The 13,761-nt window shown below is 37.0% G+C and carries 8 protein-coding genes; 6 read left to right on the top strand and 2 right to left on the bottom strand.

The genetic code is table 11. The features are described from left to right. The first annotated feature begins 9 nt into the window (after positions 1-9). The 4 genes from HMPREF0013_RS09240 (at position 10) to HMPREF0013_RS09225 (ending at position 9,632) form a co-directional block, all read left to right on the top strand. Entirely contained in the window at positions 10-6,081 is a 6,072-nt protein-coding gene (locus HMPREF0013_RS09240; RefSeq protein ID WP_005802541.1) for a DUF637 domain-containing protein, read from the top strand. Positions 6,082-6,092: 11 nt separating this feature from the next. Then, complete coding sequence (locus tag HMPREF0013_RS09235; RefSeq protein ID WP_002114038.1) at positions 6,093-7,493, top strand: hypothetical protein; 1,401 nt, start codon at positions 6,093-6,095, stop codon at positions 7,491-7,493. 268 nt (positions 7,494-7,761) lie between these two features. Beyond that, positions 7,762-8,277: an SMI1/KNR4 family protein gene (locus HMPREF0013_RS09230; RefSeq protein ID WP_005070062.1), complete on the top strand. Its 516-nt coding sequence runs from the start codon at positions 7,762-7,764 to the stop codon at positions 8,275-8,277. A 788-nt stretch (positions 8,278-9,065) separates the two neighbouring features. After that, on the top strand, positions 9,066-9,632 hold the full coding sequence (locus HMPREF0013_RS09225) for a TetR/AcrR family transcriptional regulator (RefSeq protein ID WP_002114385.1): 567 nt from the start codon (positions 9,066-9,068) through the stop codon (positions 9,630-9,632). A gap of 50 nt (positions 9,633-9,682) precedes the next feature. Here the strand turns inward: HMPREF0013_RS09225 and HMPREF0013_RS09220 are convergent, their stop codons facing one another. Continuing rightward, positions 9,683-10,114 (bottom strand): SRPBCC family protein, encoded by a 432-nt coding sequence (locus tag HMPREF0013_RS09220; RefSeq protein ID WP_002114206.1) that lies wholly within the window; start codon positions 10,112-10,114, stop codon positions 9,683-9,685. Between the two features lie 128 nt (positions 10,115-10,242). Next, positions 10,243-11,175, bottom strand: coding sequence for an aromatic amino acid DMT transporter YddG (gene yddG / locus HMPREF0013_RS09215; RefSeq protein ID WP_002114502.1), 933 nt, complete (start codon positions 11,173-11,175; stop codon positions 10,243-10,245). Between the two features lie 203 nt (positions 11,176-11,378). Between yddG and HMPREF0013_RS09210 the strand changes: the two genes are divergently transcribed. Together HMPREF0013_RS09210 and HMPREF0013_RS09205 are read left to right on the top strand one after the other, a co-directional pair. Next, the gene (locus HMPREF0013_RS09210; RefSeq protein WP_002114299.1) at positions 11,379-12,329 is read left to right on the top strand and encodes a 3-hydroxyacyl-CoA dehydrogenase NAD-binding domain-containing protein; all 951 of its coding nucleotides are present in this window, start codon (positions 11,379-11,381) and stop codon (positions 12,327-12,329) included. A gap of 238 nt (positions 12,330-12,567) precedes the next feature. Continuing rightward, positions 12,568-13,731 carry a zinc-dependent alcohol dehydrogenase gene (locus HMPREF0013_RS09205; protein ID WP_002114280.1) on the top strand — a complete coding sequence of 388 codons (1,164 nt, stop codon included), beginning with the start codon at positions 12,568-12,570 and terminating at the stop codon, positions 13,729-13,731. Positions 13,732-13,761 lie beyond the last annotated feature (30 nt).

Genomic DNA, 13,761 nt, shown 5'->3' with positions numbered 1-13,761 from the left:
AACTGACTTATGAATAAAAATCTTTATCGAATTGTTTTTAACAAAGCTCGTAACATGTTTATGGCTGTTGCGGAGAATGTTAGAAGCCAGAGCAAGGCGGCAGGACAATCTACCTCCTCAGAAATAGTGAGCTCTGGGCAATCACTGGTGCAAGAAAAATCATTTCATCAACTGTGGCACGTTAAGGCATTGGTGGCAAGTATCAGCTTGTTGGTGCCATTTGCTCCGGTCTATGCTGCTATTGTTGCAGATAGCGCAGCGAATGCTGCGAATCGGGCTGTCATTGGTGCTGGTAAGAACTCAGCAGGCACAACAGTTCCGGTGGTCAATATCCAGACCCCTAAAAATGGTATATCCCATAATATTTACAAACAGTTTGATGTTCTGGCTGAAGGCGCTGTTTTAAATAATAGCCGAACAGGAGCCACCACTAAAACTGTAGGGACAGTGGGAGCAAACCCATTTTTAGCAACAGGCGAAGCTCGAGTTATTTTAAATGAGGTAAATTCAACAGCTGCTTCACGCTTTGAGGGGAACTTAGAAGTTGCAGGGCAAATGGCAGATGTGATTATTGCCAACCCGTCTGGTATTAATATTAAAGGTGGTGGCTTTATTAATGCCAATAAGGCAATTTTTACTACGGGTAAGCCTCAGTTAAATGCCGATGGCAGTATCAAGCAGTTTACAGTTGACCAAGGAAAAATTACGGTCTCAGCGAATCCTAATTCTAAATTTGGCTTGGGGGGAAATAATAATGATGCAAATTATGTAGACCTCTATACCCGTGCATTAGAGCTTAGTGCTGAGCTACGTGCCAAAAATGATATTCAGGTCATTGCCGGAGCAAATAATGTCAGTGCAGATTTACAGGATGTTACTGCTAAAACAGGCACAGGAACCGCACCGACATTGGCAGTAGATGTTAAAGCGCTGGGTGGAATGTATGCTAATAATATTTATTTGATGGGTACAGAAAAGGGCCTAGGCGTTACTAATGCGGGGACACTTCAGGCAGTCAACAATCTGGTAATTACCAGTGCCGGGAAAATTGAGCATAGCGGTACTATCAGTTCGACCAGTAAAACCCAAGGTTTAGTGAGTCTACAAACAACAGGCACTGGTGCTGTTGCAGATATCAACTCATCAGGCAGTATTAATAGTAATAGCATGTTAAATATTGATTCAGGTAATAACCTGAATGTAAATGCTAAAGAAATTATTATTAATAATGGTAGCTTGGCTGCTTCTCCTTTAATCATTAGTAGCAAAGGGAATTTAAATTTAGCGACAAATAGTCGAATTTTTAATGATGCACAGAGTGGAGATGTATATGTTGATGCAGCGAACATCAATCTGGCAACTAATGCAGGTATCACCAGTAATCGGGGTTCTGCTTATATCCAGTCGCAAAAAGATGTAGTTGCAGCTCAAGGTGCAAAATTAATAGCAGCACAAAATTTGAATGTATCCGGAAAAGGTAAGCTCTCACTGAACGAAAATCAGATACAGGCATCCTTGGGTTCAATAAACCTACAAGCAGATTCTTCAAATACAGATGGTTTAATTGATATTCGAGGTGGGACTATTTATGGGGGTAAAGATTTAAACTTATATAGTTCAGGAGATGTAAATTTACAAAATCTTGGATTTGCACTTGAAAATTCTGCAACACGAGTCAAGAACATTAATGCTCATAGTGGACGAAACTTGGTTTGGAACAATGCAACAAAAGTTCTACCCCAGATTACAGGGAAAGTTGCATTGGATGCCGAGAATAATTTAAGTATTTCAGCTCAAAGGGTCTCTAGTAAAGATAGTATCCAGTTACAAGCAGGTCAATTAACATTAAATACGAATTTCACCTCCCAAAAAGATATTAATCTGATCACAGAAACAACTGATTTATTTCTAAATAATGTATTAAATGCTCAAAATGATATCAACATTTCAGCTTTAACTGGTGGGATTACTGCCAATAGCCTCAAAGCCAATTCTAATGCTGGCAAAATTTCGATTCTTGCGAATAAAAATCTAGTTTTAAATTCACTGCAAGAAATAGAATCAGCTCCTTGGGCAGATCAAGATGGCGCAACAACTGATATGACCTTCATTAATGGTAATAAAGGGGTTACATTAGGGTCAATTGGGGATGGGAATGTACAATTAAAATCTACTCGTATTACTGCTGAACAGGGTGATATTCAACTAGTTGCTGGTAATGGTGTTTCTTTACAGGCGAATACCGATGTTACGATTAGTGGTGATAGTGGATATGACAATGTAAGAAAGAATGTTTTACAAGGACAATCCTTACAGATTCAGAATAAGAAAGCAGATATCGTTATTGATAGCACCAATTTAACAACTTCTGTTGGTGGTTTATCTATTAATGGCGAGGGTAAAACGACATTATCAAATAGCGAATTAAACTCTAAAGGGAATATTGAGCTTTCCGCCAAAGATCATTTGACTTTACAAAATATAGAAGCGAATGCTGATAAACACATGGCGCTTAATAGTCAAAAAAATATCTATTTGAATAGTGAACAGGGCCCTACAGTAACATCTACAATTTGGGAATCTTATAGTTTAGTTAATTTAAAAGCAGCTGGTTTATTATCATTAAAAAGTAAAGGCTCACAAGCTCTTAACTCTACTAGCATTAAAGGAGGAGCAATCAATATTGAAACTGATGGGTCATTTAATATAAATAAGGATGTTCAACTAAACTCAGCAAGGAATATATTTTCTAATCAAGAGTCTGATAAATTTTTAGCAAGTGATCCTCAATTACAGAAGATACAGGGAAATCTTTCAATTCAAACAAATAATACTCTTGTATTGGATCCAGAAAAAATTAAAATTCAAGGTGATAATAATATTGAGTTAATTTCAAAAAATGGAGATTTAACCTTACTTGGATATGGGGGGAGTAAAGGTAATGGTTCTGAGAGGAATTTTACTATTAGTGGTACAGGAGATATTCACGTAGAAGGAAAAAAAGTAGATATTCAAGGGGCTTTTATTTCTGGTCGAAATATAAATATTTTTTCTAGTTCAGGTGATATTAATATTGATGGAATTAAGAATAATTTTAATAATTATGCTAGTAAAAAATATAGCTCTGAATTGTTTGAAAAAATTTTTAATTTGACAATGATCTTATCTAATACTGAAAGTTTAAAAAAATATAGTGCTTCAAGAATTAGTCAAATGCAAGAAGAATTAGCAGATCTAAAAGATGCCTCCACATTTTTAGAAAATGGGACAAATGGATTCGAACATGCAGAAACTGTACTTAGAACAAGTCTAGGTGATGGAATTATTAACCTTATTTCAAAAAAGGGAATAAAAATTACTGGAGCAACAATCCAGGCAGGATATGATGGAAAAGTAAATATTGAAGCTCAAGGGGGAAGCGATAAAATTTATAATTCTACGGTTTTAAACAAGAATAACCAGCCTATAAATATGAATGCTAGTATTATTATAGCTGGACATAATGACTTTTATGACAAGGGTAATGATACAGATTCTAATTATAAAGCAATTTCTTTTGTAAGCCCTACTACTATTGAAGGAGCTGATATAAATATAAAAACAGTAGGAAATAGTGCAGGTGATAATCTTGTACTTCAAGGAGTGGGTATTTCAGCTAAAAATCAAGTAAAGATAGAAGCGAAAAAGAATATTCTGTTTGATGTAGCACTCGAGCAAATTTTTGATCGGTCAACAAAGGTACAGAAGAAAAAATCTTGGGGTGGATTAAAGAAAAAGACAATAACAACTGTAATGGAAAACGAGTTAATAAGACCTGCTTCAGTTGATATTGATGCAAAAAATATTTATATAGAAAGTAAAGAAGTAAATCCACAAAATAGTATAGATATTTATGGAGGTAAGCTCACAGCGAATGGAGGGATGATTTCAGTTCGTTCAGGTGGTAATTTGAATTTTTATACAGCTCCTGAATCTTCAAAAACAACAATTGATGTGAATAGTAAATCATCAATAATGGGGATTAAATATAATAGTTCAAAGACAAATTCCACTCATAATGTAGTAACACAAATACCGACGAAATTAGTTGCTGATTATATCGGTACAAAATCAGGCTTTGATACACGATTAGTAGGGACTGATTTTGAATATTTAAAAGGCGCAACAATTGAATCAGGTGGTAAAATCTTTATTGAGCCTGCTATTACTAATATTTCGACAAAACTAAAGAAAGAAAGTAATTCTGTTGTTTGGCAATCTATGCAAGATAAAGGCTCCATTACAGAAACAGCCAAACTCCCAAATTTTAATGGACCTGTTGCGCCTACATTTAAGGCTGCTGGTGGGCTGAGCGTACAAATACCGATAAGTGAAAAAGATGCCAATAAAATAGTACTTCGGGATGAAATTTTAAAATTAGCAAACCAACCTGGAAATACTTACCTTAAAGATTTAGTCAATCGTAATGATGTGGATTGGCAGAAGGTCCTCCTTACTCAAAAGGATTGGGATTATAAATCACAAGGTCTAACTGGAGCAGGAGCGGCTTTAATTGTCATCATCGTCACTATTGCGACAATGGGTACTGGTACAGCAGCGGCGGCTGGAGCAGCAGGAGGAACAGCTGCTAGTGGTACTACGGTCGGTCTTGGGGCAAGCATGCTTGGTACGGCTGGGGTGACTACCACAGCGGCAGGCGCAATTGTTCCATCAACATTAGGGGCAATGGCAAATGCAGCAGTCACGAGTCTAGCTGCTCAGGCAAGTATTGGTCTGATTAATAACGGTGGGGATATTGGCAAGACCCTAAAAGAGATGGGAAGTAAAGATTCCATTAAAAATCTGGCTGCATCTGTGGTAACAGCAGGTTTATTAAGTCAAGTTGGTACTGCTCTAAATTTAAAACCAGACAGTACTCTCCTATCAGACCGATTAGTAAATAATTTTACCACTTCTGTAGGATCCACCTTAGTACAAACTGCCATTAATGGTGGGAATCTTGGCGATAATTTACAAGTTGCATTACTAGCCGGTTTAGCAGGGGCCTTACAAGGAGAGTTGGCTAGTCAGATTGGAACGAGTTTAGATAAAGTCGATCCGAATATATTTGAATATACAATTCATAAAATTGCTCACGCCGCTGTTGGATGTGCTGCTGCTGCTGCAACGAAGTCTAGTTGTGAGGCAGGTGCGATTGGTGCCGGTGTAGGTGAAATAGTTGCAGGGTTAATGCCAGAACCAGCCAATGGTATTGAATATACTGATGCAGAAAAACTAAAAATCCGGAATATAGGTAAATTAGTTTCTGGAACGGTTGCAGCATATACTGGTTATGATGTAAACACTGCTGCGAACAGTGCTGATACTGCGATTCAGAATAACTCCTTAGTTAGATTAGCAACTACCACAGGTAAGCTATTAGTAAAAGCAGCTGAAATTTATGGTGATATTAAGAAAGCAAATAAGGGTATAGTCGATTCAAAGGTTTTTGTACAAAAACTTAAAGATCAAGGCGTAAGTGAGCTTGTTGGAATAGCTGATGATTTGGTAACTGTTTTTGGTCCTGCCAGTACTCCTTTTGATAGAGCTTTAGCAGCTTTTGACCTTATTATTGGAACAGATTTAAAACCGGGGAAGGCTGAATCATTAAAGCTTGCTCAAGCTGAATTGGATAAATTAAAAGTAGATCAAGCTTATACTTTAAAAGTTTTACAAGTAAAAAAAGACGTAGTTACCAGAAACCGATTAAACGGTAAAGAATTTGAAATGAGTGCTGCAAGTAAATTGGGGGTAAAGCGAAATACCGATCGACAAATGATTACCATAAAAACTGAGAGAGATGGACAGATTAATATTATTCCAGATGCATTCGGTAATGGTGGGACATTAGTTGAGTTCAAGAATGTCCAATATCTTACAGATACCCAGCAACTCAGGGGGTATGGGGCAACAGGAAAACCAGTTACTTTAGTAGTAAATATGAATACAAAGATATCTGAAACAGTGAAGAATAGTATTTTATCTAATAAGGGGACAATTCAAAGATTTGATCCTATCAAAAATACTCTCCACTCATATTAGGAAATTATCAAATGAAGTTTAAGCGTCCTATTTATAGCAAAATTTTTACTCCAAATATGTTGAGAGATCCCCAAGAATTTTTTAAACGGATACACCACTACTGTAATTCCTTTCCAGAAATGCTTCCAGAAAAGTATGGTTTTTGGGAACCATTAAAAATCCCATTTTCACCTGACATAATAGAAAAACTGATTCCTAATGACAGAGGGGGAGCTGCTGATCGATTATTGTGCCAACGTTTAAAAAAGCCCCGTTATCAAGGAAGTTTTTGGCCTTCACTGCATGGAGAGACGCATAGTGAGGAATATCTTACCTCAGAGTTTACTCAAATTGATCAGCATAAATTGATAAATTATCTGAAAACTACTACCTTACAATTTAATGCGGACTTAGCAATTATTGATGCAAATCGGCATTCGGAACCACAGTTAGGAATTAAAGAAGGATGGCGTGGGGTAACACCTTTTTCCTATGAACTAAAACATTGGTTACCAGATATGTATTGGGGAACGGTATTTGGTAAACCTTATGTCGATTTATTTGGCTTAGAGTGTTTATTGTCTACCCCCGCGTATAAAGTAGAAAAGTTATCAGATGATGCTGTTTACATTCAATTAACTGAGCAAGTACAAGATATATTTGAAAAAACAGAACATGTGGATGAACAGCGTGAAATAGTTAAACATCATTTGGGTACTGATGCCTTTTGGTCACCAGAAAAGGCTTATGTAATAAACACGGATTATAGAGTTTTAAAAGGCTTATCTGAACATAATGTAATTAATATTCCTTTGCAGACTAATTATACTGATGTCTTCCGTGTGCCTCATTTTAATTTAATATCAGATGCTTATATGCAAGCAGAAGTGCCGCCGGAAAATATTTATACATATTTGAAGGGAATAAAGGAATTTGGTACCGATCAATGGATTGTTCAATTGTCTCAAGCATGGTTATTACGCATGTTTGATCCTATAGCGCTTGGTTATGGTGTTGAGGATGTTTATAATCATGGTGAGGTAAGTGAAATAGAGTTTTTTTATAAACCCGATGGATATGACTCTCCTATAGAAAAGGAACTATTTATTGGAGCGTGGGATCGACCAGAGCAAGAAACAATGAGCCGTCAGAAGTATGCTGAATCCATACTTCAAGTATTAGCTAGTAATTACCCATTAGCGCAATCAGAATGGTCAAATGTAGAAAGTAAAGTTGATCATTTTGAGGGGCATTCAGAAGTTTATTTAGACCAAATCGATCCACAAGAGTTTAATTTGTTTCGTATAGCAATTAAAGTAATTGTATTTGAGCGGTTTTTTGTTAAAGTCACTTTCATGGATTATTGGTGTAATGACTTGAGTGAATCTCAAGAAATTTCTAACCCAATTTTTAACTTGTTTAAAGCTAAGTAATATTTATATAAAAAGACTTTTATTGATAAAAATAAGGGGATGAAGCCCCTTATTTTTATTCTGTACAAGAAATATATAGCAGCGAATATAGCTGTTGAATGTTCTGTCATCCACTATGGATGACAGAACATCTGCTTTAATTGAATTATCAATACGTGTGGATTTAAAGGCAGCTAAAAATGTTGATGCCTTAAAAAGCGATCAAAAAATTCTTGTGAAGAATTTAGGGACACCCTTAACAAGAATTTAATTCTTTTTGGAGAAAAATGTGAATGAAGCATTAAGAAAAATAGAGATTCTTTGGAGTAAAGAACTAAAGCACGCTGTTCATAGAGGAGAAAAAACTTTTTTTCAGTTTCGTTGTATTTTGAATAATGGTATTTCACCAGATAGATTTGATGATATCGATTTGCAATTACCCACAGAGTTTAAGGAGTTCCTCTTAGTTAGTAATGGGGCTGATTTATTCAAGGATGAGGAATATGGGCAATGGGGAGCGAGAATATTTAGTATTGATGAGTTACAGTCATCTAATAAATATTATAGAGAGTTAAGGCCTAAAGACTTCACTAAGGGGGATTTGATAATTGGTGAGTTTTATGGTGATTCAGATTTGTTATTGTTAAGGTGTGATCCTGAAAGTAAGGATTATGGCGTTGTACTTATCGCTTTACCTTTTGATAATCGCTCAGATTGGTATTGTTCAGTCAACTTTGAATATTTTATAACTGACTATGTTAATTTTGAGGGCGATAAATTCTGGGAGATGCGAACAAAAAAATAATTTTATTGAAGCTCTAACAAGGGCTAGTTTTTTTAGCATATCCCATTTTATTTATTATTCTAATTATGTTGCAAAGATTAATGCTTAAAATTAAATATATAAGTCATCTCTAGAGCTAATCTATAGTTTGCTATGTAGTTACTAAATTAATAAAGCAAGAAAGGTATATCCTTATTTTTCTATGAATATATAAGCCCATTTCCGATGGCTAATTTCTTTCTTTTTAAGGATCTATTTTAAAACAAATGTCATTTCCCACGCTTGACGACAACAAAAGCGGATACTATCCTTTGCGGGCTGGCCTACATTGCCAGTTGGTTTTAGCAGACCATCAGCCAAAGTACACGAAAAAGTCTAACTTTTTTGTGGAAATCCCTGTGTGCCCCCTTTGCGGTGGAACGGAAGGGGGACACCCTCGGGTGTGCTGGATTCTTTGGCTCCAGTCTGCTAACCCTCTTTCGTTTCACCACCATTATTTAGCAGTAATGCGGTGAAACTTCTTTATAGCCAAAGGAGTCCGCTATGCGTACTAATTCTTCTCAATTTTTGGCCTTTCCCAAACTCTTTCTATTCATACCGTTTAAACATTCTATAAATCGGTTTTGACGACTCTAGGTTTTTACGCCTAAACATCATTACGACTCAAAAATCATAGCAACAATAAACCAGAGATAGGCGAGCACACCATTTTGTGCCGCTTTTGTATGCCTGTTTTTAGCACTCAATTTAAGAGTGACGGCATTTCTATCTCTTTTACATACAACAAAAAATTATTTTAAGCGGTATATATGAACAATTTAGAATCTTCATTTAGAGCACTACGAGTGCTGCACACAGCAAAAGATTTATTTAATCAAGATGGATTTAACAAGGTCGGGGTTGACCGAATTATTGCTGAAGCCAAAATCCCCAAAGCGACTTTCTATAACATCTTTCATTCAAAAGCACGACTGATCGAGATGTGTTTAACCTTTCAAACGGATGCGCTCAAAGTAAAAGTCCTTTCAATTATCAATTCATACAGCGAACTTATGGTGTTCGATAAACTCAAGCAAATTTACTTTTTACATGCCAATTTAGAAGGATTTTACCGTTTACCATTTAAAGCAATTTTTGAAATTGAAAAGTGTTATGCAACGGCTTATCGAGTGGTTGTTGCTTATAGAAACTGGTTTATAAATGAGCTTTATAAGCTGCTCCTTACTGTAAAAACTACCGCTTCAATAAAAGATGCCCACATGTTTCTATTTGCAATTGATGGGGCAATGGTTCAGCTGTTAAGTGCCAATAGCGTAGATGAACGAGATAAATTATTAGATTACTTTTTATTTATGCTATCTGAGCATTCAACTTAAACCTTAAAACAAAAAGCCCGTGATTGGGCTTTTTTGTAGATATTGGTCGATTAAAACTTAAGTTTTTTAAGTCCGCGACTCACACCATTTTGTAGAGCGGCTTTAATAATAGGGCCAATAAATGGTACGCGGCCTTTAAAGCTAATGGTGTAATCCAAACGAGTTCGATTATTTCCCAAGTCAGTAAATTTCATGACACCACGGTGACCTTTAATTGGGCTAATCCCGCTCGTAATTGCGTATTCAATCAGTTCATTTTCTTTGTAGACTAAATTGGTTTCTACAAATGAAGGGGTCAATGGAATAGACATTTTGCGCGCAGAGCCAACACCATTACGAGCGTCTTTTCCGTTGCTAATGCGAGTCACTTTAGCAGGAGCGAAAAGTTTACTTAGGTTTTCATGCTCACTTAAGGTTGCAAAGACTTTGTCTACGGGTGCATCAAATTCTTGTACGATGTTGATTTTTTGAGTTTTTAACATCTTATTCCCTCTAGAAATTATTTTGACATTGGTAATTGTCAGAATTTGGATGTTAGCATGCTTTGGGCAATGGGGGAATTCTTCTTCGTCGGAGTTATCGCATACTTAAAAAATTCACTTTGGTACATCTACAATGCTTTTTGGCCTTTTCTTAATTTTTTAAAGAAGGGCTGAATCACAGACCAGTTGGTTGAAACCCAGCAAATAAAGGAACCAGCCGTCACCATTGCTGTTCCTTGCCAAAAGCTCATCGATAATTGAGTTTGTAAAACAAACATCGCCAAAATAGACGAAATGATCGGGGTGAAATAAGAGGCCACCACAAGCACGGTAATGTTTCCATGAATGATGCCAATGTTCCAAGCGGCATAACCAAAACCCATGGCAGCAGAAGCAACTAAAAGGGTGAGGAGAGCTGGAATATCCATTGAAGGGATGGCAAAGTGCCCCGAGACAAGCAGCTTGAGCCAGAGAGTGAGCGCGACACCAACAAAGAAAATGGAAATTGGATTTTGCCCATTACTTAATTTTTTGGTGAGTACACAGTAAAAAGCCCAAATGATGGCACCTGTAAATGCCAAAATATAGCTAAGTGGGTTGCTATGAAAATTATCGACAAGACTATTTAGACTAAAATCACCGCTTCCAGTTTGAATAAAAATAATGCCAGAAATTGAAATAAGTAAGCCGAGAATAATAAGAAAATTAAACTTTAATTCTTTAAAAATAACGAAAGCCAAAACCGTTAAACTCGGCCACAGATAGTTAACAATACTAATTTCAATGGCTTGTCTTGCTGTCTGAGAATAAGCAATCGCAAATGAAAAGCACACCTCATAAGCGACAAATAGAATTGTGCCAAATATTAAGTATTTTTTAGAGATCTGCTTAAAATCTGGAACTTTGAAAATGGCAAGCAACAGTAGCGCACTTAAAGAATAAATAAACGTAACACCTAGCTCAGGCCCAATGGCGGCACTGACTTGCTTCATCAGACCGACCAGAGATGCCCACATGAAAATGGCGCTTAAACCAATCAATGTTGCTAGATTTTTTGACATAAAATTCAGTAAATAACGGTAAAAAAATGGTAAAAGATGAAGCTATATAGATGAAAGGAATCAATTTTCAAGCTAAGGAATATAGGACAAATTATATAAAATATAAACAATTAAATTTATTGATTGGTTGAATCTGCTATGTTTATTTAGCATTCAATTGAGTAACGAAATTTCGGATAAAACAACATTTGTACGAGGAAAATATGGAAGTCATTAAAACGGTTGGTGTTGTTGGAGCAGGTGTAATAGGTGCAAGTTGGACGGCCTTATTTTTATATAAAGGATTTAAAGTTAAGGTTTACGACCCGTATCCTATAGATGAAGCGGTCTTTAAAAAAAGAATATCTGCAAATTTAAATGATTTATTGGCTTTAGATCAAAACGCGGAACACACATATTCTCAGCAAGATGTACTACTTCATCTGGAAATTTTTAATCACTTAAAAGATGCAGTTTCAGATGTAGATTTTATTCAAGAAAATGCCCCAGAACGTCTCGATGTAAAACAACAGCTATATCAAGAAATCACAGCATATTGCCCTGAACATACCATTATTGCTTCAAGTTCATCGGGCTTAAAAGTGTCTGATTTTCAAAAAGAGGCCAAACATCCTGAACGTATTTTATTAGGTCATCCTTTTAATCCGCCTCATCTTTTACCTTTGGTCGAGATCGTTGGCGGTAATTTGACAGCTCCTCAAATTTTAAAACAGGCTTCTGAGTTCTATAAACAACTGGGCAAAAATCCAATTGTTTTAAATAAAGAAGTAAAAGGGCATGTCGCAAACCGTTTGCAGGCTGCGTTATGGCGAGAAGCTTTTTCATTGGTTGAACAAGGCGTGTGCTCTGCTGAAGATGTCGATGTCGCGATTACCAGCGGGCCAGGTTTAAGATGGGCGCTCTTTGGCCCCTACATTAATATGCAGCTTGCCAACCAAAAGGGTTTTAAAGAAGCAATTCATCATTTAGGCCCACCAATGACAGAATGGTGGAATGATATGCACGCATTTCAACATTCAGACGAGACAACAGAATTATTGGAAGAAGAAACTAACCAGCTGTTAACACAATATAAAGATATCGATTTATATCAAACCAGAGATAAAGGTCTGGTCGATATCTTAAAGCTCAGACAGCAACTTAAATTAGATTAATTCAAAATATTAGAATAGAGCCAATCATTTTATTGCAGAGATGATTGGCTTTTTTTGTTGAGGCAAATAATAAAAACATGCCTAGCTGAAACAATCCTAGATTCATTAAATGTTACTGAAATTCCTATCGCGTTGCATTTGAACTATATGCCTTACGTGAAAAGTAAGAATCGTTGCAAACCGTAAAGAAAGCCTCCTCATAATCAAAGGACATGATAGAAAATAGAGGAATAAAAATATGCGCGCTCTAACTTACCACGGTGCAGAAGATGTTCGAGTAGAAACAGTAGCAGACCCTATTATTCAAGAACCAGATGACATTATTTTGCGAGTGACTGCCACAGCGATATGTGGCTCTGATTTACATTTATATCGAGGCAAAATTCCTAGAACCGAGGAGGGCGATATCTTTGGGCACGAATTTATGGGCGTGGTTGAAGAGGTCGGCCCAGCTGTCACCGCAGTCAAAAAGGGGGATCGAGTAATTGTTCCTTTTGTGATTGCCTGTGGTGAATGTTTCTTTTGCCAACTTGACCTAACTGCTGCTTGCGAAACAACTAATACAGGGCGCGGTGCAATTATTAATAAAAAGCAGATTCCACCAGGTGCGGCTTTGTTTGGTTATAGCCATCTTTACGGCGGTGTACCAGGCGGGCAAGCAGAATATGTGCGCGTGCCAAAAGCCAATAAAGGCCCTTTTAAAGTACCCACTTCATTATCAGATGAAAAAGTACTTTTCTTGACTGATATTTTACCGACTGCTTGGCAAGCCGTGACCAATGCCCAAGTGAAACATGGCTCAACCGTTGCAATTTATGGTGCTGGTCCAGTCGGACTGTTAAGCGCTGCTTGTGCCAAGATGCTCGGTGCTGAAAAGATATTTATGGTCGATCACAATGACTATCGATTGAACTATGCAGCGGCAACATACGGTGCCATTCCAGTTAATTTTGATGAAGTCGATGCGGCCGAATTTATTATTCAACATACCGACAATTACCGCGGTGTCGATGCGGTGATTGATGCAATTGGTTTCGAGGCAAAAGGCAGTGTGATTGAAACAGTCCTGACCAATTTAAAACTTGAAGGTTCAAGTGGTGCAGCACTGCGTCAATGCATTGCGGCAGTTCGCCGTGGTGGTGTGGTCAGCGTACCAGGTGTATACGCAGGCCCGATTCATGGTTTCTTATTTGGCGATGCTTTTGATAAAGGGCTGACTTTTAAAATGGGGCAAACCCATGTGCATCAATATTTACCGCAACTCTTGGAATTGATTGAGCGTGGCGAATTAACACCTGAAACGATTATTACCCATCGAATGAAATTAGAAGATGCCGCAGAGGGTTATCGTATTTTTAATGAAAGAGAAGAGGACTGCCGTAAGGTGATTCTGCTTCCTTAATACGCTCTCTTATAATTTAGTCTTAAGCCT

Origin of the sequence: Acinetobacter sp. SH024 (genome assembly GCF_000163635.1) — a bacterium.
GTDB classification, from domain to species: Bacteria; Pseudomonadota; Gammaproteobacteria; order Pseudomonadales; family Moraxellaceae; genus Acinetobacter; species Acinetobacter pittii.
This window is presented reverse-complemented; position numbering and strand designations above follow the sequence as displayed.